General features: G+C 42.4%; 21 protein-coding genes. 11 read left to right on the top strand and 10 right to left on the bottom strand.

All coding sequences use genetic code 11. The features are described from left to right. The first annotated feature begins 626 nt into the window (after positions 1-626). Both OCK74_RS04780 and OCK74_RS04785 read left to right on the top strand, forming a co-directional pair. A complete protein-coding gene (locus tag OCK74_RS04780) occupies positions 627-1,616 on the top strand; it encodes an aldo/keto reductase (RefSeq protein WP_279295863.1) in 990 nt (329 codons plus the stop codon). 79 nt (positions 1,617-1,695) lie between these two features. Further along, entirely contained in the window at positions 1,696-2,550 is an 855-nt protein-coding gene (locus OCK74_RS04785; protein ID WP_279295864.1) for an SDR family oxidoreductase, read from the top strand. A 99-nt stretch (positions 2,551-2,649) separates the two neighbouring features. Here the strand turns inward: OCK74_RS04785 and lysS are convergent, their stop codons facing one another. After that, positions 2,650-4,203, bottom strand: coding sequence for a lysine--tRNA ligase (gene lysS, locus OCK74_RS04790; RefSeq protein WP_279295865.1), 1,554 nt, complete (start codon positions 4,201-4,203; stop codon positions 2,650-2,652). A gap of 54 nt (positions 4,204-4,257) precedes the next feature. On the opposite strand from lysS, the gene OCK74_RS04795 reads away from it, so the two are divergent. After that, complete coding sequence (locus tag OCK74_RS04795) at positions 4,258-5,190, top strand: DUF4197 domain-containing protein (RefSeq protein ID WP_279295866.1); 933 nt, start codon at positions 4,258-4,260, stop codon at positions 5,188-5,190. 59 nt (positions 5,191-5,249) lie between these two features. On the opposite strand, the gene OCK74_RS04800 is transcribed toward OCK74_RS04795, so the two are convergent. From OCK74_RS04800 to porV, 6 genes are all read right to left on the bottom strand, one after another. After that, positions 5,250-6,266: a zinc-binding alcohol dehydrogenase family protein gene (locus OCK74_RS04800; protein WP_279295867.1), complete on the bottom strand. Its 1,017-nt coding sequence runs from the start codon at positions 6,264-6,266 to the stop codon at positions 5,250-5,252. A 57-nt stretch (positions 6,267-6,323) separates the two neighbouring features. Next, positions 6,324-7,112, bottom strand: coding sequence for an SDR family oxidoreductase (locus tag OCK74_RS04805; protein ID WP_279295868.1), 789 nt, complete (start codon positions 7,110-7,112; stop codon positions 6,324-6,326). Between the two features lie 69 nt (positions 7,113-7,181). Continuing rightward, the gene (locus OCK74_RS04810) at positions 7,182-8,078 is read right to left on the bottom strand and encodes an amidohydrolase family protein (RefSeq protein WP_279295869.1); all 897 of its coding nucleotides are present in this window, start codon (positions 8,076-8,078) and stop codon (positions 7,182-7,184) included. 10 nt (positions 8,079-8,088) lie between these two features. Then, the gene (locus OCK74_RS04815; RefSeq protein WP_279295870.1) at positions 8,089-8,943 is read right to left on the bottom strand and encodes a fumarylacetoacetate hydrolase family protein; all 855 of its coding nucleotides are present in this window, start codon (positions 8,941-8,943) and stop codon (positions 8,089-8,091) included. Positions 8,944-8,976: 33 nt separating this feature from the next. Further along, positions 8,977-9,741, bottom strand: a complete 765-nt coding sequence (locus OCK74_RS04820; protein WP_279295871.1) for an SDR family NAD(P)-dependent oxidoreductase — start codon at positions 9,739-9,741, stop codon at positions 8,977-8,979. 648 nt (positions 9,742-10,389) lie between these two features. Then, on the bottom strand, positions 10,390-11,532 hold the full coding sequence (porV, locus tag OCK74_RS04825; protein WP_279295872.1) for a type IX secretion system outer membrane channel protein PorV: 1,143 nt from the start codon (positions 11,530-11,532) through the stop codon (positions 10,390-10,392). A gap of 371 nt (positions 11,533-11,903) precedes the next feature. Here porV and OCK74_RS04830 point away from each other — a divergent pair, with 371 nt between their 5' ends. The 5 genes from OCK74_RS04830 to trmD all read left to right on the top strand — a co-directional run bounded on the left by OCK74_RS04830 (position 11,904) and on the right by trmD (position 17,025). After that, positions 11,904-13,454: an SUMF1/EgtB/PvdO family nonheme iron enzyme gene (locus OCK74_RS04830; protein ID WP_279295873.1), complete on the top strand. Its 1,551-nt coding sequence runs from the start codon at positions 11,904-11,906 to the stop codon at positions 13,452-13,454. A 119-nt stretch (positions 13,455-13,573) separates the two neighbouring features. After that, a complete protein-coding gene (locus tag OCK74_RS04835; RefSeq protein ID WP_279295874.1) occupies positions 13,574-14,854 on the top strand; it encodes a UDP-N-acetylmuramoyl-tripeptide--D-alanyl-D-alanine ligase in 1,281 nt (426 codons plus the stop codon). A gap of 79 nt (positions 14,855-14,933) precedes the next feature. Next, on the top strand, positions 14,934-15,392 hold the full coding sequence (locus OCK74_RS04840) for a DUF983 domain-containing protein (RefSeq protein ID WP_279295875.1): 459 nt from the start codon (positions 14,934-14,936) through the stop codon (positions 15,390-15,392). A gap of 156 nt (positions 15,393-15,548) precedes the next feature. Then, complete coding sequence (locus tag OCK74_RS04845) at positions 15,549-16,076, top strand: c-type cytochrome (RefSeq protein WP_279295876.1); 528 nt, start codon at positions 15,549-15,551, stop codon at positions 16,074-16,076. Positions 16,077-16,350: 274 nt separating this feature from the next. Beyond that, the gene (gene trmD, locus OCK74_RS04850; protein WP_279295877.1) at positions 16,351-17,025 is read left to right on the top strand and encodes a tRNA (guanosine(37)-N1)-methyltransferase TrmD; all 675 of its coding nucleotides are present in this window, start codon (positions 16,351-16,353) and stop codon (positions 17,023-17,025) included. A gap of 483 nt (positions 17,026-17,508) precedes the next feature. Here the strand turns inward: trmD and OCK74_RS04855 are convergent, their stop codons facing one another. Together OCK74_RS04855 and OCK74_RS04860 are read right to left on the bottom strand one after the other, a co-directional pair. Then, positions 17,509-17,949: an Hpt domain-containing protein gene (locus OCK74_RS04855; protein ID WP_279295878.1), complete on the bottom strand. Its 441-nt coding sequence runs from the start codon at positions 17,947-17,949 to the stop codon at positions 17,509-17,511. Positions 17,950-18,371: 422 nt separating this feature from the next. Beyond that, positions 18,372-19,067 carry a LytR/AlgR family response regulator transcription factor gene (locus OCK74_RS04860; RefSeq protein WP_279295879.1) on the bottom strand — a complete coding sequence of 232 codons (696 nt, stop codon included), beginning with the start codon at positions 19,065-19,067 and terminating at the stop codon, positions 18,372-18,374. Positions 19,068-19,226: 159 nt separating this feature from the next. Between OCK74_RS04860 and ade the strand changes: the two genes are divergently transcribed. Next, a complete protein-coding gene (ade, locus tag OCK74_RS04865) occupies positions 19,227-20,861 on the top strand; it encodes an adenine deaminase (RefSeq protein ID WP_279295880.1) in 1,635 nt (544 codons plus the stop codon). Between the two features lie 58 nt (positions 20,862-20,919). Here ade and OCK74_RS04870 read toward each other — a convergent pair whose 3' ends face one another. Continuing rightward, positions 20,920-22,005, bottom strand: coding sequence for an anhydro-N-acetylmuramic acid kinase (locus OCK74_RS04870; protein ID WP_279295881.1), 1,086 nt, complete (start codon positions 22,003-22,005; stop codon positions 20,920-20,922). A 166-nt stretch (positions 22,006-22,171) separates the two neighbouring features. Between OCK74_RS04870 and upp the strand changes: the two genes are divergently transcribed. Both upp and OCK74_RS04880 read left to right on the top strand, forming a co-directional pair. Further along, entirely contained in the window at positions 22,172-22,822 is a 651-nt protein-coding gene (gene upp / locus OCK74_RS04875; RefSeq protein ID WP_279295882.1) for a uracil phosphoribosyltransferase, read from the top strand. Positions 22,823-22,870: 48 nt separating this feature from the next. Further along, a complete protein-coding gene (locus tag OCK74_RS04880; RefSeq protein ID WP_279295883.1) occupies positions 22,871-23,881 on the top strand; it encodes a PorP/SprF family type IX secretion system membrane protein in 1,011 nt (336 codons plus the stop codon). Positions 23,882-23,972: the final 91 nt, after the last annotated feature.

Here is a 23,972-nt window from a genome sequence, read left to right on the forward strand (position 1 = left end):
CTCCGACTTGCTTTATCAGCTAATTTTTTATCTACTTTCTCAAATCGCACTTCCTAAAATCTCCAATCCCCGCATTCATCCTACGTTGCTTAAGTGTACCTGCAGTATAGATACTCCATACCAAAGGCATATCAAAGGCATACCAAAGCCTAGGATAAAGTATGAAAATGGTAAATTTTACTCCCTCCAACACTCTATCAACTTCCAAATCCGAAATCCCAAATCTTCTCTCTTCCATAGGTCAAGTATAGATCAAGCATACTTACCCCATACTTACTCCCTACCTACTCCGTACTTGAGCCATACCTTAGCCGTACTTAAGGTTAGACTACTTCGACCATCCTTCGATCATCCTTCGACTATCCTTCGACTATGCTTCGATCTGAATGCAGCAAATGCTCATAAAGAAGGGGAAAACAACCTACAGGCAGAACGCCCTAAAAAGCCCAGAACGGAGGCAGTGGAACTGCGCCTAAAGGTACAACACAAACCCCCCACTTTCAAAGTTTTGACCCCCCTCACTTTACCTTTCTCCCATTCGTCATTCGAATCATTCGTCATTCCCTAAACCTGTTGTATCTTCCATTATAGAGCACTCATAAATCATAATTCGAAATCTTCATTGTATGGAATACAGACGCATGGGAAAAACTGGCTTGCAGTTGAGCGTATTATCTTTTGGCAGCTGGGTAACCTTTCATAAACAGATCGATGATGGTATTGCTGATGAACTGATGGGACTTGCATATGATAACGGCGTGAACTTCTTTGATAATGCCGAAGTGTATGCTCGTGGCGAAAGTGAAAAGCAAATGGGCCGCGTCTTAAAGAAAAAAGGCTGGGACCGTACTTCCTATACCATTAGCAGTAAAGCATTCTTTGGCAGTCGCGGACCTGAGAACAAACCCAATCAAACTGGCCTTAGTCGCAAACATTTAGTTGAGGCATGCCATGAAGCCTTAAAGCGTTTTCAAACTGACTACCTGGATATTTACTTCTGTCACCGTCCCGATAAGAATGTGACTATAGAAGAAGTCGTGTGGACTATGAACATATTGATGCAACAAGGGAAGATTTTATACTGGGGCACATCTGAATGGAGCGGGGTGGAAATTATGGAAGCCCACCGGGTAGCACAGGAATACAAACTGATAGGTCCGGCTGTTGAGCAGCCCCAATACAACCTATTAGAACGGAATAAAATGGAAAAAGATTTCCTGATGATCTTTAAAACTGTGGGTTTGGGCACTACAATATGGAGTCCCCTGGCATCCGGACTGCTGACAGGTAAATACAACAAAGGAATTCCCGAGAATAGTCGCTTTGCCCTGGAAGGTTTTGACTGGTTGCGCGATCAGTGGATGATGGAGGACAAGTTGATGAAAGTTAGAAAGCTCACCGACTTTGCCGGCGAACTGGGCATACCGGTTGCCACTCTGGCCATTGCATGGACTATTAAAAACCCCAAAGTCACTACTGCCATCCTTGGAGCTACCAAAAGGGAGCAATTAACGGAGAATTTGAAAGCCCTGGGCGAAATGAATAAACTGACCCCAGAAGTAATGCAGCAAATAGAAGATATTATGCACACCAAACCCAAATTACCAGATTTCTAATACAATTCACTCTTTAAGAGTTGTGATCAATGCCAGAGCATTGATATGTTTTATTGATTTTCCCTTCTAATGAAATCATATGAGTTTACAAACACAGTTTGATGCAGTTGCTCCCTTTAGAGGGACTGGTGCAGTATTGATTACAGGTGCTTCACGCGGCATCGGTAAAGCCATTGCCCTCCGTTTAGCAAAAGAAGGAGCAAGGATAGCCATTGCTGCCAAAACCACAGAACCGCACCCCAAACTGGAAGGCACGATCTATGAAACAGCAAAAGAAATAGAAGCATTAGGCGGCAAGGCGCTACCCCTCCAGGTAGATATCCGCTTTGAAGACCAGATCATGGCTGCAGTGGAAGAAACCGTAAAAACCTTTGGTGGAATTGATATCCTAGTCAATAATGCCAGTGCCATTAGCCTTACTCCTACAGAACAAACAGACCCTAAGCGCTACGACCTGATGCATGACATCAATGTGCGCGGAACATTCTTTATGAGCAAGGCTTGTATTCCTCATCTCAAAAAGTCTGCGAACCCGCATATTTTAAATCTATCCCCTCCATTGGATCTGAACCCTAAATGGTTCGCTCCTCATTTAGCTTATACAATGAGCAAGTATGGCATGAGCATGGTTGTAAATGGGCTGGCAGAAGAACTACGGCAGCTCCATATTGCTGTCAATGCGCTATGGCCCAAAACCACAATTGCCACTGCTGCTGTACAAAACCTGTTGGGTGGTGACTTTATGGTGCAGAGAAGCCGGACGCCTGAGATTGTTGCTGAAGCGGCATATTACATCTTACGCAGGCCTTCGTCTTCTTGTACTGGTAATTTCTTTATCGATGAAGAGGTGCTGAAGGAAGAGGGTATTACTGACTTGAGCCAATATGCAGTAAATCCATCAGAAAGTCTAATGCCTGACTTGTTTATTGGATAAAAGGCACTTACCTTAAATTGAGTGCCCTTAAAATAAAATACCCTTTACAAAAGACTAGGAAAACATATCTTTTGTAAAGGGTATATAGTGTATTAATATTTAACAGGAAACATCTTTATCCTCTTCTGTCTCTACTTCAAACTTCTCTGGTCTCATTTGCGGGAATAACAACACATCCTGGATAGAAGGCTGGTTGGTAAGTAGCATGCACAGGCGGTCAATTCCAAAACCAATACCAGATGTAGGTGGCATGCCGTATTCCAAGGCACGGAGGAAGTCATAATCAATGTACATGGCCTCAACATCGCCACGTTCCATCAAACGCACTTGCTCTTCAAAACGCTCACGCTGGTCGATAGGATCGTTCAACTCACTATAAGCGTTGGCAATTTCTTTACCATTGATGATCAATTCAAAGCGCTCTACCAGTCCGGGTTTGCTGCGGTGCTTCTTCGTCAGCGGGCTCATTTCTACAGGGTAGTCAGTAATGAACGTAGGCTGCACATAGTGGTGCTCACAACGCTCACCAAAGATCTCGTCAATCAGCTTGCCGTGTCCCATAGTTTCGTCTACTTCAATGCGCAATTGTTTACACACGTCACGCAGAGCTGCTTCATCCATCTGGCTCACGTCAAATCCTGTATGCTCTTTGATAGCATCATAGATAGAAATGCGCTTAAAAGGAGCTTTAAAGCTGATGATGTTTTCTCCCACCTGTACATCGGTGGTGCCAGTAACATTATCTGCCGCATTCTCCAGCAGACGCTCAGTGACATTCATCATCCACAGGTAATCTTTATACGCAACGTAAAACTCAAGAATGGTGAACTCTGGATTGTGTGTACGGTCCATACCTTCATTGCGGAAGTTGCGGCTGAACTCATACACCCAGTCAAAGCCGCCAACGATCAGTCGCTTTAAATACAATTCGTTGGCAATACGCAGGTAAAATGGTACATCCAGGGCATTATGATGGGTAATGAACGGACGGGCCGCTGCACCCCCAGGAATGCTTTGTAATACAGGCGTATCTACTTCCAGTGCACCATGGTTGTTCAAAAAGTCCCGGATCGAGTTAATCAGCTTCGTACGTTTTAAGAACGTTTCTTTAATAGAAGGATTAATGACCAGGTCTGCATAACGCTGGCGGTATTTAAATTCCGGATCAGTAACGGCATCAAATACCTGACCTTCAGCTTCCTTCACAATCGGCAATGGTCTGAGTGATTTTGCCAATACAACCAATTCTTTTACATGCACGGAGATTTCACCGGTTTTAGTGCGGAATCCAAAGCCTTTCACTCCAATAATATCACCGATATCCAATAGTTTTTTCCAAACCTGGTCATAAAGAGAAGTGTCTTCCCCTTTGGCCAGGTCATCCCTGCGGATGTACAACTGGATACGTCCATGTGAGTCTTGCAAAACGGCGAAGGATGCTTTACCCATATCGCGCACACTCATGATGCGGCCTGCCAGGCACACATCTGCGAACTCTTCCTTCCTGTCGTCGTGATATGAATTCTTAATGGTTGTTGAATATGTATTTACGGGATATAAGGCGGCAGGGTAGGGGTCAATGCCCATTTTTTGCAATTCTGCCAACTTTTCTCTGCGTACAATTTCCTGCTCTGATAAATGCGTAGACTGCATACTATAAAAACTTGTTGCGCAAAAGTAGGGAAGCTAGGAGAAAAAAGGGTGGGAATGCTTTGTTTGAGTATTTCTTTGGTCATTTTTGAAGGAATTTATCCTATGCAGAAGCCCTATGTAAAGAATATTGAGGTATTTATTCCTGATAATCGCAATATGATCTCATTATATGATCATGATCAGCAAACTCATCCCATTGTAACCGAAATGAAACTGGCAGGTATTTTGGAAATAACAAATAAACTGAACCTTATGTTTAAAGCTATATTCCTTTCCTTTATGATAAGTGTTGGATTGATGTCATGTGATGTATTGTCTAATGTTTCTGGCAGTAGTCCTTTAATTAGTGAGGAAGAGGCAGCTCAGGGAATCCGAGAAGCCCTGGATCAGGGGGTAGGCAGGGGAATCCAAACGCTCAATGTGACCGATGGATTCTTTGGCAACCAGGCTTATAAGTTATTACTACCACCAGAAGCCCAGAAAATTGAGAGTACCATGCGGCAACTGGGAATGAGCCCTTTGGTAGATAAAGCCGTTCTTCAGATTAACCGTGCTGCAGAGGATGCAGTAGGCTTTGCCCGTCCTGTTTTTCTGGATGCAATCAAAGCAATGACCATCAATGATGCTTTGGGTATTATCAAAGGACCCAAAGATGCTGCCACACAGTACTTCAGGCTAAAGACAACAGACAATTTGATCAATGCTTTTACGCCAGTGATCAAGGGGTCCCTGGAGAAGTTTAGTGCTACTAAATACTACGATGAACTGATTACTACTTACAATCGTTTCCCGACAACTGTAAACAAGTTAAATCCAGATCTTACAGCGTACGTCGCAGATAGGGCTGTTGCCACATTATTCGACCAGATAGCTAAAGAGGAGGCCAACATTAGGGAAAATCCTGCGGCCCGCACGACAGAGATACTGAAGAAAGTATTTAATAAACGGGTAACAGCTGGATCGCCTGTGGCAAATGGACAGTGGTAGATTTTGTAATAAATTATTGATTACTGATGATGCATCATCAGTAATCAATAATTTCTCAACTATTCAACTTCAACCATCGCTTTAATGACGCCAAACTCTGGTTTGAGCCAGTTGGCAAATTCATCTTTCACCTGGTTGAACTGTACACGGTGTGTAATATAGGTAGTGGGTTTCACCCATCCCTTTTTCATGCATGCCACCACGTGTTCAAAGTCGATCCTGTTGGCATTTCTGCTACTCATAAGAGTCGCTTCCCGCTTGTGAAACTCTGGATGGCTTACCACCAGTTCTCCTTTTTGTAATCCTACAAGTACATAACGGGCACCATGAGCCATATACAGGAAGCCTCCATTGATGGCATTCCGGTTGCCGGTAGCATCGATCACTACTGTGGGAAAATCACCGCCGGTAATTTCCTTCAGGCGTTCGCTAACATTCTCCTTAGCTGCGTTGATCGTATAGGGTACCTCCAGTTTATCCTTACAAAACTGAAGCCTTTGATCATTAACATCGAGGGCAATCACCTTGCCACCCGCAATGCGTGCAAACTCAATGATGCCGAGGCCTATAGGACCTGCTCCCATTACTAATACAAACTCGCCAGGCTGTACATCCGCCCTACGTACCCCATGGGCGCCAATGGCCAGGGGCTCTACCAATGCCAGTTCATCATAAGAAAGTCCTTCCCCATGAATGAGCGAGTAAGACGGTACCCTAAGATATTCTGTCATACCACCATGAATATGCACCCCGCACACCTTTATGTTTTGACAGCAGTGCTCTTTGCCGCTGCGGCAGGCAATGCATTTACCACAATAGAAGTAAGGAATAAATGTTACGGCTTCTCCTGGTACAAAACCTTCTGCGTCACCTGCTACATATTCAGCAGCAAGTTCATGCCCCAGTATACGGGGGTATTCAAAATAAGGCTGTGTGCCTTCAAAAGCATGTAGGTCAGTACCGCATATGCCGATGCGTTTAATCTTTAAAAGGGAGTAACCTTCTTCTAATACCGGGTGTTCAATATCCTGGTATTCAAACTGACCGGGTGTGGTGCAAATCAAGGATTTCATCATAATCAACTAATCTTGAATCCCGCAAGCGGGATGTTTTTTTATGTAAGGGTAATTCTTTTATGCATTTGCCAATGCCCTATCCAGGTGTACATAACCGCCATCAACATGAATGATCTGGCCTGTGGTATGACTTGACTTTTGCGATAAGAGGAAAGCTGTCATGTTGGCTATTTCTTCCGCGGTAGTCATGCGATTTTCCAAAGGAATCTTGGAAGTGATCTCTTTGAGCTTTTCTTCCGGATTAGACAGGGTTTTGATCCATGTATCATAAGCTGGTGTCCAGCACTCAGCTACAACAATAGCATTGACCCTGATACCGTATTTAAGCAATTCTACAGCCCATTCCCTGGTCAAAGCATTTCTTCCGCCATTAGCAGCAGCATAAGCAGATGTATTTCCCTGCCCTGTTTCAGCTGTTTTGGAAGTAATATTGACAATAGGACCTTTTGATTTTTTGAGTTCTGGTAAGGCATACTGAGCCATCAGGTAATAATGTACTACGTTGCGGTGCAGGCTTTCCATGAACCTTTCGTAAGTGCCATTTTCCAGGCCAACACCGTCATTAACACCAGCATTGTTTACCAGTCCGTCAATGCGGCCAAACTGATCGACAACTGCTTTTACCGCTTTTTCACAATCCTCAGGCTTGGTTAATTCTGCAGCTACGGCAAAGGCTTTTCCGCCAGATGCGGCAATGCTATCAACTACTTTTTGGTTGTCTGCCTGCGATCTGCCCACAACTACAGCGACGGCTCCTTCTGTAGCGATTACCTTGGCAATGCCTTCGCCAATTCCCTTGGCAGCACCTGTCACAATTATAACCTTATCTTTTAAACCTAAATCCATAATTTCTTCTTTAGTCAACGGCTCAACTAAGACCGTTGATTGAATAAATGAATATTATTTAATGGGTCATTACAGATCATAAAACTGCCAGGCATTACCACCAAAAAACAGTTTTTGTTCTTCTTCAGAAAATGAAGAAAAGTAATCTTTAACGATCCCCAACATGCGCTCGTAAGGGGCAGCAACCAGACAAACCGGCCAGTCAGAACCATACATCAGTCTTTTGATTCCAAATGCCTCCACCACTGCGTCCAGGTATGGAGTGAATTCTTCTTTCTTCCAGTTCTTCCAGTCTGCTTCAGTTACCATACCCGATACTTTGCAAAACACATTTTCAAATTGTGCTACCATCGCAATATCCTTCTTCCATTCGTCAATCTTTTTGTCCTTTATATAAGGTTTGGCGATATGATCAATGACAAACTTCTGATCAGGAAAAGCAGCAACAAATTCTTTCGTAAATGCGAGTTGGTCCGGGAAGATGAGGATGTCGTAAGTTAAGTTGTATTTTTTTAACAGGCTGATGCCATTCATAAAGGTAGGGCGCAACATGAAATCACGCTGCGGTTCACCCTGGAGCACATGGCGGAAGCCCTTCAACTTTTTAAACCCACTATAGTAAGATAGGCGTTCTTCTATATTCTCTGCCTGCAAGTCAACCCAGCCTACCACGCCTTTGATAAAGTCGTTCTGGTCAGCATTGGCCAGCTGGAAGTCATTTTCTGCTTCCGTTTGGTCAGACTGCACTGTAACGCATCCTTCAAATCCATTGGCCTGAAGAACAGGATACAAGTCCTGGGGAAGAAAATCCCTTTGGATCACCTTCATTTCATCATTGATCCAGCTATCCCTTACAGGGTCAAATTTCCAGAAATGTTGGTGGGAGTCAATACCCCCAACATTTCTGGCCGAACCTCCAGTCTCCAAAGGAGCGTACTGAAGTCTTTTATTATTTGTAGATTCCAAAGTCTGAGGATTATTTGGTAAAGGCAATCACTTTTTGTTTGGAGGTGCCGAGGCCATCGATACCCAGCTCTACTACGTCTCCTGGTTGCAAATACACCTGGGGATTGAAGCCCAGCCCTACACCTGCTGGTGTACCGGTAGAGATCATGTCTCCAGGTAAAAGGGTCATAAAGCGGCTCACATAAGAGATCAGGAATGGTATTTTGAAAATGAGGTTGGCGGTGGTGCCATCCTGCATCATCTTCCCATTCAAGGACAGCCACAGGCGCAGGTTGTCCACATCCGCGATCTCCTCTTTGGTGGCCAGAAATGGTCCTACCGGTGCAAAGGTGTCGCAGCCCTTACCCTTATCCCAAGTGCCATTTCTTTCTAGTTGGAATTCCCTTTCACTGACATCATTATGCAGTGCATAACCAGCCACATAGTCCATAGCCTCTGCTTCTTCCACATAGCTGGCCTTTTTGCCTATGACAACCGCCAATTCCACTTCCCAGTCTGTTTTTTGGGAGTCCCTGGGGATCATCACCTCATCATTGGGACCTATCAAAGCGGTAGTCGACTTCATGAATATTACGGGTTCTGCAGGTATGGTAGCGCCGGTTTCTTTGGCGTGATCAGCATAGTTGAGGCCAATACAAACAATCTTGGAAGGACGGGCAATAGGACTGCCTAAACGTTCGTCTGCCGATACCTTGGGAAGTTTTCCCTTATTGGATTCCACAAATTGTTGCAGGCGCTTCAGTCCGTCATTTTCAAAGAACTGTTCATTGTAGTCTTCTCCGAAAGCGGATACGTCATAGATATTATTGTCAATTATCACTCCTGACTTTTCTTTGCCAACTGCACCGAAACGAATAAGTTTCATAGTAATGATTTAATAGTAGAGGTTTATGGTTTATTAATTATTCAGTTTTATAAATCCGCCATCAATGGGGTAATCACAGCCGGTGATGAAAGAGGCTTCATCAGAACAGAGATAGAGAATGAGGCCAGCAATCTCTTCAGGGTTGGCCATACGGCCAATGGGTTGTGTTTTAGACAGTTTTTCAAACATTTCTGCTTCCTTGCCGGGATAGTTTTTTTGCAAGAAGCCATCCACAAAGGGGGTATGCACCCGGGCAGGGGAAATGCAGTTGCAGCGGATGCCCTCAGTGATATAATCTTTAGCAACCGAGAGCGTCATGGCAGCCACCGCTCCCTTACTCATCGAATAGGCAAAGCGGTCGGGAATGCCGACATTGTTGGCTATGGAAGCCATGTTGAGGATCACTCCTTCTCCCTTTTGTTTCATCAGGGGCAGGGCCTCATGCAAACAATTATAGATGCCTTTTACATTGACCTGGAATACCCGGTCAAAGTCTTCTTCCGAAGTGGTATCGCACTTGCCAATATGGGAGATGCCGGCACTGTTGACAAGGATGTCAATAGTGCCAATGCTTTCAAAAACTGATTTAACAGATGCTTGTTTAGTGACATCACAGGTGTGGGCTTTCCCGGATCCTCCATCGGCCAGGATCTCTTCCTGGGTGTCTTTGAGGGCGTCTTCATTCAGGTCGATGATGTGTACCTGGGCACCCTGGCGGGCAAACAGGATAGCTGTGGCTTTGCCGATACCACTGCCGGCACCAGTGATCACAGCAGTCTTATTGTGGAGAAAAAACATGGCTTGTAATTCGTTTAAATCGTTCAAAATTATTCGTAAAAATGACAGTGTGCCCTTTTTTTATAAAAACAATTGATTCTTTTGGTGTTTGCGAGTTTATGGATAGACGGATAAGGGGTTAGGAAGATGATAAATGAAGGAGTAGATATTAGATACTGGGATAATAGGATATTGGGGTATTGATTTTGTGAAAAATGGTTTTCTAGACTCAAGTACGGCTATAGTACGGCTAAGGTACGGCTCAAGTACGGCTAAGGTATTGATTAAGGGTCAAGAGTTAGGGGAGCAGAGAGGGGTCAAATTCTATTTCGTGCACTAAGTGTACTTGAAGTATGCTTGATCTATACACTATCCCTACTTAAGGTAGGTTGAAGAGAGGAGATTAGGGGGATCGTAGGGCGTAGATATATGGTCAATACGATGTTGGATAGGGGTAGTATAGGACTGCTTGAGTAGTTTGTAAGTGATTGATTTGCTGTGAGTTGTATGTAGTATTGCTGTAGGCGGAAGGTAGAAGGAGGGTTGAGTGGCGTAAAAATCAGTTTACGCAAAATTGTGTTTGTATGGGGCTGGTGTGAAATAATAAAAAGGGGTTGATTCTTTTTGAATCAACCCCTTTTTATATTAATTATAAAAGTTCATTGGAATTTATTCTTCGCTGCCTCCGTCCAGGTCAAATGCCAAGGAAAAGCGTAACGTATTGGCTAGAGGGTTTTGGTTGACGCCAGAACCGGTTGGAGCCAGGTACGAGAAATTCAGATTGAAGACGTTGTAACGTAAACCAACGCCAGCTGTCAAGTAGCGACGGTTTCCTTTGTCTTTATCTTCATAGAAATAACCTGCACGAAGGGCAAATTGGTTGTTATACCAGTATTCACCGCCTATTGAAAACTGGAGCTCTTGCAGTTCTTCCGAAAAACCGCCTGGTGCATCGGCAAATGAAGTAAACCAACTGCTCACTACACTTTTATTGCGGTATTCATCATATTGAGCAGGATCTAAAGGGGGCGTCGGTACCATTAATTTATTCATTTCCAATCCAAAGCTGATCTTGTTACTTTCATCCATCACTTTAGTATAATTGGTACCTATACTGAAGTTGGCTGGAATGTAATCTTTCTGATCGGCGTTGTTTGTATAGCCAATTTTAGTACCCAGATTGGTAAAAGCAGTACCCATAGACCATCCTTGTCCTGCTTCATCCTGAGCATTGAAATAAAATCCCAGGTCGGCAGCAACGGCATTACCAGCTTTATATGTAGAGCCACTGCTTGCAACGCCAGAAACCAGGTCAGAATTGATATATTTTACACCGATTCCAATGCCTATATAATCTGATAGTTTCCTGGAATAGCCTACGTCAACGCCAAATTCACGCGGACGGCCCTCTCCAACAGGTTCGCCAGACGTCCCGGTAAACTGGATGTTACCTAAGTTGAAATAGCGGAAAGAGGCGGACAATGCCTGGAGCTCGTCTAATTTGTAAAAACCGGACGCTGCAGCAAGGTAAACGTCGTTTACGATGCTTTTAAGCCATGGTGTATATGATACATTAATACCACTGTTAGTGGGGTTAAAAGGAACTTTGCCCACATTGAAAAAAGAAGAACTCGCATCGGGGTCTGTTGCTACCCCAAGGTCACCCATGCCGCCTGAGCGGGCATCAGGTGAAATTCTTAGAAAGGGAACAGCAGTCGTTACGATATTTATTTTGTCTTGAGCATAGAGTGACGGAACAGCTGTAATTAAAAGTATAAATGCAGTTGTGATCTTCAGTGCAAATGCCTTCATGTTAAAATTTAAGATTGTGTGCGAAATTATTGAGTTTTGGTTTATATGGTAAGGATTTTTAAGGTATAATTTAAAGCGGTGCAGTCGGTTTAATGTTTACTCCTGCCCAGCCGCAGTTCTGGATTTTTATTGATTTCCTATCAAACGCTTTTTGGGGCTCTTTATTGCGGGGAGATTAAAACAAAGTGGTAAGTGTTTTTCTTATATATTATTTCTTTTAACAAACTTGTAAACCCATTATTTTCGCAACTGTGCCCAATTTTTCAAAAACGGATCACAATAATTCATTTTTGTCTTCGTTTATGTAATTCGAAAACTGGGTCCGAGCGCAACCATTTATATGTGTCTCATAGAATGCAAATTTTTTAAACATGCAAGTGAAAAATTTTTTAATCCTCTTATCCTCAGCTGTTCTTCTGGCATCCTGTAAGAACGGTGGCTTATTTGCCAAAAAGAAAGAGAAGTCAGAAGTTACCGGCTGGAACTATAACGACAAAAACCAAGGTGGTTTCCAGGTTGCTAAATCCAGAGATCAGGCAACTGGCCCCGGTTTGGTGTTTGTACAAGGCGGTACATTTACTATGGGACAAACAGAAGAAGATGTAATGGGCGATTGGAACAATATTCCACGCCGGGTTACAGTACCTTCTTTTTATATTGACCGTACGGAAGTTGCCAACGTACACTATAGAGAATATATTTACTGGCTGACAAGGGTTTTTGATCCTGAGGCTGACGAAAACAATAAAAAAATTATCGATGCGGCTTTACCGGATACACTGGTTTGGCGAAGCGAGTTGAGTTATAATGAGCCTTTGGTTGAATACTATTTCCGTCACCCAGGCTTCAATGACTACCCGGTAGTGGGTGTTTCCTGGAGGCAAGCATATGATTTCTGTCTTTGGAGAAGCGACCGCGTAAATGAAGGTGTTCTCATGGATAAAGGCTTTGTTGCTCCCCAGAGCATACAAGGTCAGCAGCAGGAAAATAACTTTACAACAAAGTCTTACCTGTTAGGTTTATATCAGGCACAACCGGGCAAAGGTGCCCGTTCTAAAAAGAACCCGTTGAAAACTCCTCAGGGAACTCCTCGTACCAACGTAACTTTTGAGGATGGTATCTTAATGCCAGATTACCGCCTGCCTTTTGAAGCAGAATGGGAATATGCCGCTTATGGTTACATCAACAATAATCCACGTCCTTCACTTAAAGAAGGAAAGCGTGGTGAAGAGTTGATCACTCAAAAGCAAGTATTTCCATGGTCTCACAATCCTAACGGTTTGCGTGATACCAAACATGGCAGCTGGCAAGGTCAGTTCCTGGCCAACTTCAAAAGAGGTTCAGGTGATAATGCCGGTGTGGCTGGTGGTTTGAACGACCGTGCCATTTATACGGCTCCTGTAAAATCTTTCTATCCTAATGGTTTTGGCGTATACAATATGGCCGGTAACGTAAGCGAGTGGGTATATGATGTTTACCGCCCGCTGACAAACCTGGATGCGGATGACGTAGCTCCTGTTCGTGGTAACAAATTCATGAAAATGTACAAAAACGAAAGCGGAGAAGCTGAAGTGGATAGCACCGGCCGTGTGAAAATGACCGAAGTGACCGACGCAGAAAGCCGCAACCGCCGCAACTATCAACGTGGTAATGTCATCAACTTCCTGGATGGTGATAGCTTGTCTTTGGCATCTTATGGATATGGTCAAACTACATTGGTGAGCGATAAATCAAGAGTATTCAAAGGTGGTAGCTGGAACGACCGCGCTTACTGGCTGAGCCCTGGTACTCGTCGCTACCTGGAAGAAGATCAGGCCAGCAGCACCATTGGTTTCCGTTGCGCAATGGACCGCATGGGTAGCCCTGAAGGTAACAAGAGAAAAACTGGTAACTTCTGGAAAACCAGAAAACAAACAAGATAATCGCTGGTTCAGCAATAAAAAAGCCCTCTGCACAAGAGGGCTTTTTTATTGCTGAATAAAGACAAACAACAGGTTGTTAACTTAAATTGATTCGTCATTCGAAACATTATTTTTGCCAGATGAACGTCGAACAACTTTATTCCATTTACCTCCAGCATCCATCCGTACAAACCGACACCCGGAAATTAGGTCAGGGCGACCTATTCTTTGCTTTAAAGGGGCCCAGCTTCAATGGTAATCAGTTTGCTGCAAAAGCTATTGAGAGTGGAGCAGCTTATGCCATTATTGACGATGTGGCTTTTGAAGTTCCTGGGAGAACAATATTGGTACAAGATGTTTTACAGACATTGCAACAATTGGCCAAATATCACAGGCAACAGCTCTCTATCCCATTTTTAGCCATTACCGGCAGCAATGGCAAAACAACAACCAAAGAGTTGATACATGCCACTCTTTCCAGCACATACAAGACCTATACTACTGAGGGTAACCTGAATAATCATATTGGTGTTCCTCTTACTATCTTAAAGATCAGAATGGATGCAGAAATGGCTATTATTGAAATGGGCGCAAACCACCTTGGTGAAATAGCTTCCTATTGTGACATCGCATTGCCAACACACGGATTGATTACCAATTGCGGCAAAGCCCACCTGGAAGGATTTGGAGGAGAAGAAGGGGTTCGTAAAGGCAAGGGAGAGCTTTATGATTTTTTGAGAGATCACCAAGGTACAGCATTCGTGATGTGGGACTATACCTATCTGCGAGAGATGAGTAAAGGGATTCCACGAATTATTCAATATGGAACAGAGGAGGGCGATGTGATCGGGAACCTATTGGATAGTGATCCTTTCCTGTCTGTTCAATTCAATAAAGGTTTTTCGGGCAGCATACAAACTCAATTAGTTGGCAGTTACAATTTACCTAATGTGTTGGCCGCAGTAGCAGTTGGCCGGTTTTTCAATGTTGCCGAAGAAAGTATCAGGCAAGCTATTGAAGGTTATGTTCCGTCCAACAGCCGTTCACAACTGATGCTTAAAGGATCCAACAAGATCATTCTGGATGCCTATAATGCCAATCCTAGTAGCATGAAGGCTGCTATTGATAACTTCTCGAAAACAGATGGCGACAATAAGGTGCTGGTGTTGGGAGCAATGGCTGAACTTGGCGCAGAAAGTATCCAGGAGCATCAAACATTAATAGAAGAGATCGGGAAACAAGCCTGGAAAGAGGTCATCCTGGTAGGAGGAGATTTTTTAAAACTGCAACATCCTTACCGTTCATTTCAATCTTCAATTGAGGCCGGGCAATGGTTTAAAGAACAAAATGTACAGGATTCTTATTTATTAATTAAAGGATCGAGAAGTGCACAAATGGAAAAAGTATTGGAATACCTCTAACTTTTAATCATATTTCAGCTGTTTTTAATCATAAAATCCAAATATCAAATTTCCATACCTTTCCCGATACTCTTAATTTATGGAACATCAAAAAACACATAAGCGCGGGTATCTGGCTACAGTTTTGGGCTGTTACTGCCCAAGGTGCAGGGAAGGTAAATTGTTCAGGAATCCTTTATCTGCAAAAATCACAAAGAACATGGAAATGCATGAGCGGTGCCCTGTATGCGGTCAGCGCACAGAAATAGAAGTGGGCTTTTATTATGGTACTGGTTATGCCAGTTATGCGCTTGCGTTGATATTTAGTGGAGTGTTCTTTTTTGTCTGGTGGTTGCTCATTGGGTTTTCATTTAATGATCATCGTTTTTTATGGTGGCTCTTTATCAATGCGATTGTCCTGGTTTTATTGCAACCATGGGTAATGAGGGTATCTCGAAGTCTTTGGATCTCCTGGTTCGTTCATTATAATCCACATTGGAAAGAGCATGAGCCTAACAACTACGAGCGGATAGTGGAAGAACAAATGAATAATTGGTAACAGTAAAAATTATGTCCTGCTTAGTGGTATGTCAAGTGGTCAAATTTGTTTGAGGTATGACAAAAATCATCTTTTCGTCTGCATTTAGTAAGGTTTTAACAAGTTTCTGATTTCCAAATTTGCATCAGAAACAAGTTAAAGAAAACGAAAGACAAAATGAGAACGAAAACCACCTTGCTTGCCGCGATTTTACTTATTTCATCTACAATATGGGCAAAACCAACACCCGAAGAAGGTAAAACGATCTTCAGTACACGCTGTGCTGGGTGTCATAATGTAAATAAAGTTCTTACGGGACCAGCTTTGGCTGGTGTTGACCAGAGGCATACCATAGAATGGATTGTGAACTTTGTTCATTCGTCACAAACCGTGGTAAAGAGTGGAGATAAAGCTGCTGTTGCTCTGTTTGAGAAATTTAACCGTATTCCGATGCCCGACCACCCTGACCTTACAGATGATAACATTAAAAGTATTGTTGAATATATAAAGAGTGAAAGTGCTGGTGCGGCTAAACAAGCCGTTGCGGTGAAAGATGTTGATAAGCCTTCCGAGTCTCTTTCATCTTTTTTCAGTCCGGGGATTATCTTGACTTTTGTTGTGCTGTTTGCTTTGTTGGTTACTACGATTCTTTTTGCAGTGCGTGTAAAAAGTCTCGAGCGTGAAATCCTCAAAAAGAAAGGATAAGCTCCAAAACTATCTAAGTTCCAGATATGCAAAGAATCATGTATCTGCATCTTAGAAAATAACAAGATCATTAATATAGTATTTGTCAATATAGAATATATCAATCTAAAATATAAGCCACATCAATCGATGTCGCATTGTTTAAGCGAACATTGATTTTATCAGGAAGATAAAGTGGCAGACATTACTAATTGCTTTATCGTTGGTTTTCGTTTCAATGGCGGCGCCCCTTTCCAGGGGTGCTTTTTTTTGTTAGTAAGTTTATCTTTGTTCCATGCGTATTGATATTATTACAGTGTTGCCAGAGTTACTGGAAAGTCCGTTATCGCATTCAATAATGAAAAGGGCTCAAAACAAAGGCCTTCTGGAAGTGCATCTACATCATTTGCGTCAGTGGGCTGTAAATGAATACGGGCAAATTGATGATTACCAGTATGGCGGCGGTGCTGGTATGGTTATGATGTGCGAGCCTTTAGCCAATGCAATTGAGCATCTTCAGAAAGATAGGAAGTACGATGAAATAATATACCTCACACCTGACGGTGAAAGATTGGATCAAAAAATTGCGAATCAGCTTTCTTTAAAGGAAAACCTCTTGTTCATTTGCGGTCATTACAAAGGAATAGACGAAAGAATAAGGGAACATTATGTTACTAAGGAAATATCAATTGGTGATTACGTGCTTAGTGGGGGAGAACTGGCTGCAGCAGTGTTGGTAGATACTGTTGGGCGCTTAATTCCTGGTGTATTAAATGATGAGACTTCTGCTTTGTTCGATTCATTCCAGGATGAGCTTTTAGCTCCGCCGGTATATACAAGGCCCGCAGACTTTCGTGGTTGGAAAGTTCCTGACATCTTATTGAGTGGCGATTTGAAGAAAGTAGAAGAATGGCGTTATGAACAAGCCTTAAAAAGAACAGAAGAAAGGCGCCCGGATCTGTTGAAGTAAATTACTCACTCCTTCCTTTAATAAAAAGCATCCTGTAGAAACAGGACGCGGATGATTAGGACATTGCTTTCCTTTGCTATAGCAAGTGGGGAAAGCTGTTCAAAAAAGTTTTTGGTGGGGCTTAAAAAAAAATTGCCCCGCTAAGAATAGCAGGGCTTCACCCTTAACCATACGAAACCAAGTCGTTTATAAAGAAGCTTTGTACAAAGCTTTTATGTTTGAATTATGGCGTAAAGCTAATGCGAAGAAGGTCGCTCATGATTCTCGTTTCGATGAAATCCCGCGTTTTGTCGGCGAAGTATGAATAACTGTGGATTTGCCGGTTAATGAGTAGGTAATTTTACTATTGCGAGGAAGGGGTTTGTCGCATTTCGATATCTGCTTAAATGTAAAGTAGGAGATTAATATTAGAAGAATTCCTAGTTAGTTGTATTGATTGAACTTAGATTTCAAATTCAACCGCATCTTGGCCCCTGAATCAAACTACATATTTTGTAGAAGTGTATGAACTTCTTTTACTGCCTCAATTGTAACTTGCTTTACCTGAATGAAATTTTCGCTCATAACTTCAAGATTAGCTGCCAGAGCAGATTTTTCAATGCGTTCCAGGTTTGGATGTAATTCATCAGCGAGTCCAATATAACCTACGGTAGACTTTAGACTATGTGCGATTTTTTTTGCATTGATAAAATCTGCTGATTTAATGGCTTGTTCTAATTGATCAACTTCCATGGGAGCCTGCAAAGTAATTTGTTGCAACATTTGTTTTTCAAACTCTTTATCATTACCGGATAACTCGTGCAGGTAAACAAGGTCAACATATTTCAACCCCGTTTCCTTGTCATGGACTATTTCATCTTTACGGGAATTATTATTTTCATTGTTAGGCTCTCCATCCTGGAATTGAGCAAATTGAGCTGTCATATTGAAAAAAATATTTTCGTTAAGGGATTTAAAATCATCATCGTGTAATCTACAGAAAATGCATCATCATGAACAATCGTGCCAGCTTCGGCTTCGGCATTTTAGCATCTAAATACTCAAGTACCATGCTAAAAATAGGGCCTTTTCCTGGCAACTGAATCGTTTGAAAATAAACCTGTAAAATAATGAAAAGATTGACTAGCCACAAAGTAAAGGCCATCAATTTGGAAAAAGAGGAAAATAGGAGATGATTAACTTTTTATCAGAAAAAGGCAAAAGGTGGTGTTTAAATAAGTCGGCCGGATATTATTGGAGGAACCTGTTCAATTCCATGGGTGATGATCCATGGAAAAGGTTTGAGAAGGTTGAATGAAACAACGCTCCCAACCTCAGAAAACCAACCGAGTCTTTGGTTGGCTTTATTATAATAAATTCAATTTCTTATTTAAAGATGCTTTGTATGTCTCAGCCACCGGAATACTTGACTTTCCTATACTGATAACGCCCTCTTGTATAAAATCAATTTTGCTTAATGCAACAATATAACTGCGGTGTACCCGGACGAATTTATTTGCGGGAAGCTTTTCTTCAATAGACTTTAACGTGGAATGAAGCACATGGAATTTTTGACCTGTATGTACTTTTACGTAATCTCCCATTGCTTCAAGAAAAAGGATTTCATCAACATTCAGTTTTTTAAGAACACCATTGTCCTTAACAAAAACAAACTCCTTTTCTTCAAACTTTACTTCTTGTTTATTACTATCCATTACTTCTCTTGCCCTGCTTACAGCTTGCAAGAATCTGGGAAGGGAAACTGGTTTCAGCAGGTAGTCCACTACATTCAATTCAAAGGCTTCTAACGCATAATCACTTTTAGCTGTAGTAAATATGATCAGCGGCTTGGTTTTGCCTAACTGTTTAGTTAATTCAATACCGGTCATACCCGGCATTTCTATGTCAAGAAAAAGCAATTGAATGTTTTCTGTCTTCAGAAAGTTAAATGCTTCTATAGCACTGCTGCACTCTGCTACCAAGTTCAACCATTGAACCTGGCTTACAAGTTGCTTCATTGCCATACGAGCCACTTCATTATCATCAACAATCAAACAATTCATGGTGAAAGGTTAGCTACAAATATAGAGAACCATGACTTAACAGTAATAAAAAACTAATAGTTTATAGTTTGTTATGGGAAATAAGCGTTCAAACTTCAAAAGGTTTAGGTTTGCTATCCCAAACTGATGCTTTCACAAGCAAATGCCTAAAATATTTATATGACAATTACAGGGAACCTGGTCGACATTTTACAAAGAAGGATATTTCCTGCAGAACTTATTATAGAGGATGGTTATATTAAATCAATTACATCCAACCCCGGCCTTCAAACTTCAAATTACATACTTCCTGGCTTTATAGATGCACATGTTCATATTGAAAGCTCTATGCTGATACCTTCCCAATTTGCACGTTTGGCAGTTGTACATGGAACAGTAGCCACCGTCAGTGACCCGCACGAAATTGCGAACGTATGCGGTATGCCAGGTGTTGAGTTCATGATTGAAGACGGAAGGCGTACACCATTTAAGTTTTATTTTGGTGCTCCTTCCTGTGTGCCAGCCACAACTTTTGAAACTGCCGGTGCCAGCATTGATGTAAAAGATGTGGAAGAATTGATGAGCCGTGATGAGGTCAAATATCTAAGTGAAATGATGAACTTTCCTGGTGTTCTGAATGGTGACCGGGAAGTATTGGAAAAGATTGCAACAGCAAAAAAGTGGAATAAACCAGTTGATGGTCATGCCCCCGGCCTGATGGGAGCGGATGCAAAGAAATACTTTGCGGCAGGCATTTCTACAGACCATGAGTGTTTTACGAGCCAGGAAGCCCTGGATAAATTAAATGCCGGAGCAAAAATTTTGATACGTGAGGGAAGTGCCGCTAAAAATTTTGAAGCTTTGATCAACCTGCTCCACGACCATTTCGAAAATATGATGTTCTGTAGTGATGACAAACATCCTGATAGTCTTGAGGCAGGCCATATAAATGAATTGTGCGCAAGAGCAGTAGCAAAGGGTATAGATGTTTTTAAAGTGCTCCAGGCAGCATGTATCAATCCTGTACAACATTATAAGCTGGATGTAGGTTTGTTGAAGGAAGGCGACGCTGCAGACTTTATTGTGGTGAAAGACTTACAACATTTTGAGGTAATCAAAACGTACATTAACGGAAGGATAGTGGCTGAAGAGGGCAGGACGCTTATTGACAATGAACAGCAAACCACCGTTCAGGATGTCAATAATTTTAGCTGCACCCAGAAAAAAACAGAAGATTTTGCTGTGCACGCAACCGAAGCTTCTCTGCACGCTCCAATTCCGGTTATAGAAGCTCTTGATGGTCAATTGATCACTAACAAGCTTTCATTAGTGCCAAAGCTTGAAGGAGGATTGATCGTGAGTGATATAGAGCGGGATATTTTAAAGATTGTTGTAGTCAACCGTTATTTAGATGCCCCTGTCGCCAAGGCATTCATTAAAAACTTTGGATTAAAACGGGGGGCTATAGCTTCATCAGTAGCCCACGACTCGCATAATATTGTGGCCGTAGGCGCGGATGACGAAAGTATCGCACGAGCCGTCAACCTTTTGATCAGCAGTAAAGGTGGTGTCAGCTGTATTGATGGAGGAAATGAAATGCTACTACCACTTTCTGTAGCTGGCTTAATGAGTGCGGAAGATGGTTATAAGGTGGCTCAGCAATACACTGCAATCGATGCTGCAGCTAAAGTATTAGGAACAACACTTGCTTCTCCTTTTATGACACTTTCCTTTATGGCTCTTTTAGTCATACCTCATTTAAAATTGAGTGACAAAGGCCTGTTTGATGGTGATAGGTTTGAGATTATGAATTAAAATAAAATAGAATTACCGGTTGCCAGTCCTGTGGAACAGCAACCGGTAATTCCTTTTCTTAATCATGACCAATCCAAACCGCGCCGCCTACACTATCGCGTGAAGCACCTGTCACAGATGAAAGCACGTTGTATTCCTGCCTCCACCTGAGAACGCCGATTAGCGCCATTGCCAGGGCTTCTTTATATTTTATAGTAGTCGCATCCGGTACTACAACTTCAATACCTATCGATTGCAATTCTGTGCTAAGTCTGTTCACCAAAAAGTCGTTGAAAGCGCCTCCACCAGTGACCAACAGCTTTTTGTTTGACGCCTGTTGCCTATTGCTAATTGCTAATTTTATTTGTTGTACGATGTGTTCTACGTAGGTCCTTAGGGCATCTGTATGGGGCAGGCCAAATGATTTGATCAAAGGCAAAATGGTATCTGTGCCAAAGCTGTTGGCAAGTGACTTGGGAGCAGGCTGTGTGTAGTAGGCCTGCTCGTTTAATTTTTGCAGCAGCCCATTGTGTACATTTCCTGAGGAGGCCATTTCTCCTTTATTGTCATATTCTTTTTGGACGGAGGCCGCCAATGCATTTAATATGCCATTAGCCGGACAAATATCAAACGCAACATATTCGCCTCCCGAATTGAACGAGATATTCGCTATGCCACCAAGGTTCAGGAAGTGGGTATATATAGGAAATAACAGTTTTTCTCCAATCGGAACAATCGGTGCACCTTGTCCACCAAGCGCTACATCGAGGGCTCTGAGGTCACTTACAACAGGCAAGCCTGTTTCTGCAGCAATAGCAGCGCCGTCGCCTATCTGCGCAGTCATGCGTTGCGCCGGAAGGTGAAAAGTTGTATGCCCATGGGAGGCAATCAGGGCAACTTTGTAGTGCAGGTTATTTTCATCAATGAATTTGTTTACCTGTTGACCAAGATAATGTCCGTATTCTGTGTGGAGCAATTGGTAGTCCAACGCATTTAAAGATGTGGCCGATTGAAGCCTTGCAGCCCATGCCTGTTCGTAGGCATAACAACCGGATGCAATAATATTATAACTCCACATGCCACCATTTTCGTGCAGTTCTGTATAAACTATATCTAATCCATCGAGCGAGCTTCCGCTCATAAGTCCAATAACTTTGTAAACCATAAAAATGCAAGGTGTAACCTCAATAATTAGAGGTATTAATTTAAAATGTACAAAAGAAGGCAGGTGAACTGCCCTTCAATAATGGTCAAATCATCGACAGGAAATTCAAATCATTAATATCAAATTTCAAATCTCTAATTTTGGCGAAGGTAGAAATTGAAATTTCATGATTAATAATTTAAGTAAAGAACATTCGCTGGTTAGTGAATGGATTGCGGAAATCAGGGACGAACAAGTGCAGGCAGATCGTATGCGCTTCCGCCGCAATCTGGAACGAATTGGCGAAATAGCTGCTTTTGAGATCAGTAAAAAGCTCTCCTACGTGCGCAAAGAAGTGCAGACACCATTGGGTATTGCCAACTGCAAAGTGCTGGAAAATCAGCCGGTGCTGGCGACCATATTAAGGGCTGGACTTCCACTGCACCAGGGATTATTAAATTATTTCGATAAGGCAGACAATGCTTTTGTTTCAGCCTACCGTAAGCACAATAAAGATGGAAGCTTCGATATTAGCCTCGAATATTTATCCTCTCCGGATCTTGAAGGGCGTGCCTTGATTATTTCAGATCCCATGCTGGCAACCGGCTCCTCATTGGTGAAAACCATTCAGTATTTGCGGGAAGAAGGTGAGCCTTCTTCTATCCATATCGTAACCGTTATAGCCTGCACCGTTGGTATCGAATATGTAAGAAGAGAGTTTCCTCAAGCTGTTATCTGGTGCGGCGATATCGACGACGAACTGACTGCAAAAGGTTATATTGTGCCTGGCTTAGGTGACGCCGGTGATCTATCTTATGGGAGTAAAACACAGGTTTAAGTAAGATTGTCTTTGTATTTTTTGTAAATTACCTGACTATTCGTGCAAATGAGGAAACTTTATTTATGCATAGGCTTTTGCCTTACGCTTTGGAGTGCGATGGCACAAGATCCTAACTTTTCGCAGTTTTTTGCGTCTCCCTTAACTTTAAATCCTGCATTGACCGGTAAGTTCGATGGTGATATGCGCTTTGCTGCCAACTACCGGAACCAATGGCCTACCATAAATAATGCTTTTACTACCTACACAGCCTCCCTTGACTTTGGCATATTAAAAAACAGGATACCGGTGATAGACCAGTTTGGCGTAGGATTCCTGGGTTTTAGCGACCGGAGTGGAAACGGCATATTGCAAAGCAATGCTATAGGAGTGTCTACTGCCTATCATAAAGGATTAGATGAAGATGCTTACAACCAGTTGGGTTTAGGCTTTCAGGCCGTTTACGTGAATAAGCGTCTCGATGTTACTAAACTCGACCTGGAGGATGAATTAACGCCTTTTGGCTTTACAGGAACTACCCAGGATGTTTTCCCTGCCAACCAGGTGAATGTTTCCTATTTTGATGTCAACGCAGGTATCCTGTATAACGGAACCACCAACGGCCTGAACAATATTTATGCTGGAGTTTCTGTATACCATATCAACCAGCCGAAAGAAAGTTTTAAGAATAGTGACTTTGTTCTTGAACCAAGAATGACCTTCCAAGCCGGTTATATGCATCCGATCAATAGTATGGATGCGCTTCACCTCAGTGCCAATTACAGCCGCCAGGCAAATGCCACAAACACTGTAGTAGGAGGGGCCTTTATGAAAAATCTGAATGCTGACGTTTCAAATCCGACCAACTTGTACATGGGAAGTTGGATTCGTTTTGGCGATGCTATTATTCCTTATGTTGGTCTTGAAGTTGGTGAGTTTCACTTCGGCTTCACATATGATGTGAATATTTCAAGCCTCAAACCTGCTTCTAATACGCGTGGGGGTGCAGAAGCTTCCCTCATTTATATACGCAAGCATCGTGATCCTAATGCGCGCAAATTGAATTGTCCCAAGTTTTAATGCATTGGTATTTTAAAGTATCTGTTAGGTGACTGGTGCCCTTTTACTTTCTATAAAAAAAGATTAATTTTCCATAGACAGTACTAATGAG

The sequence above is a fragment of the Paraflavisolibacter caeni genome, from assembly GCF_025628885.1.
In the GTDB taxonomy this organism is placed as follows: Bacteria; Bacteroidota; Bacteroidia; order Chitinophagales; family Chitinophagaceae; genus Flavisolibacter; species Flavisolibacter caeni.

What these genes read in the sequence shown, in the direction of transcription:
- OCK74_RS04780 (WP_279295863.1), top strand. Translation starts at nt 627, where the DNA reads ATGGAATACAGACGCATGGGAAAAACTGGCTTGCAGTTGAGCGTATTA.
- OCK74_RS04785 (WP_279295864.1), top strand. Translation starts at nt 1,696, where the DNA reads ATGAGTTTACAAACACAGTTTGATGCAGTTGCTCCCTTTAGAGGGACT.
- lysS (WP_279295865.1), bottom strand. Translation starts at nt 4,203, where the DNA reads ATGCAGTCTACGCATTTATCAGAGCAGGAAATTGTACGCAGAGAAAAG.
- OCK74_RS04795 (WP_279295866.1), top strand. Translation starts at nt 4,258, where the DNA reads ATGCTTTGTTTGAGTATTTCTTTGGTCATTTTTGAAGGAATTTATCCT.
- OCK74_RS04800 (WP_279295867.1), bottom strand. Translation starts at nt 6,266, where the DNA reads ATGATGAAATCCTTGATTTGCACCACACCCGGTCAGTTTGAATACCAG.
- OCK74_RS04805 (WP_279295868.1), bottom strand. Translation starts at nt 7,112, where the DNA reads ATGGATTTAGGTTTAAAAGATAAGGTTATAATTGTGACAGGTGCTGCC.
- OCK74_RS04815 (WP_279295870.1), bottom strand. Translation starts at nt 8,943, where the DNA reads ATGAAACTTATTCGTTTCGGTGCAGTTGGCAAAGAAAAGTCAGGAGTG.
- OCK74_RS04820 (WP_279295871.1), bottom strand. Translation starts at nt 9,741, where the DNA reads ATGTTTTTTCTCCACAATAAGACTGCTGTGATCACTGGTGCCGGCAGT.
- porV (WP_279295872.1), bottom strand. Translation starts at nt 11,532, where the DNA reads ATGAAGGCATTTGCACTGAAGATCACAACTGCATTTATACTTTTAATT.
- OCK74_RS04830 (WP_279295873.1), top strand. Translation starts at nt 11,904, where the DNA reads ATGCAAGTGAAAAATTTTTTAATCCTCTTATCCTCAGCTGTTCTTCTG.
- OCK74_RS04835 (WP_279295874.1), top strand. Translation starts at nt 13,574, where the DNA reads ATGAACGTCGAACAACTTTATTCCATTTACCTCCAGCATCCATCCGTA.
- OCK74_RS04840 (WP_279295875.1), top strand. Translation starts at nt 14,934, where the DNA reads ATGGAACATCAAAAAACACATAAGCGCGGGTATCTGGCTACAGTTTTG.
- OCK74_RS04845 (WP_279295876.1), top strand. Translation starts at nt 15,549, where the DNA reads ATGAGAACGAAAACCACCTTGCTTGCCGCGATTTTACTTATTTCATCT.
- trmD (WP_279295877.1), top strand. Translation starts at nt 16,351, where the DNA reads ATGCGTATTGATATTATTACAGTGTTGCCAGAGTTACTGGAAAGTCCG.
- OCK74_RS04855 (WP_279295878.1), bottom strand. Translation starts at nt 17,949, where the DNA reads ATGACAGCTCAATTTGCTCAATTCCAGGATGGAGAGCCTAACAATGAA.
- OCK74_RS04860 (WP_279295879.1), bottom strand. Translation starts at nt 19,067, where the DNA reads ATGAATTGTTTGATTGTTGATGATAATGAAGTGGCTCGTATGGCAATG.
- ade (WP_279295880.1), top strand. Translation starts at nt 19,227, where the DNA reads ATGACAATTACAGGGAACCTGGTCGACATTTTACAAAGAAGGATATTT.
- OCK74_RS04870 (WP_279295881.1), bottom strand. Translation starts at nt 22,005, where the DNA reads ATGGTTTACAAAGTTATTGGACTTATGAGCGGAAGCTCGCTCGATGGA.
- upp (WP_279295882.1), top strand. Translation starts at nt 22,172, where the DNA reads ATGATTAATAATTTAAGTAAAGAACATTCGCTGGTTAGTGAATGGATT.
- OCK74_RS04880 (WP_279295883.1), top strand. Translation starts at nt 22,871, where the DNA reads ATGAGGAAACTTTATTTATGCATAGGCTTTTGCCTTACGCTTTGGAGT.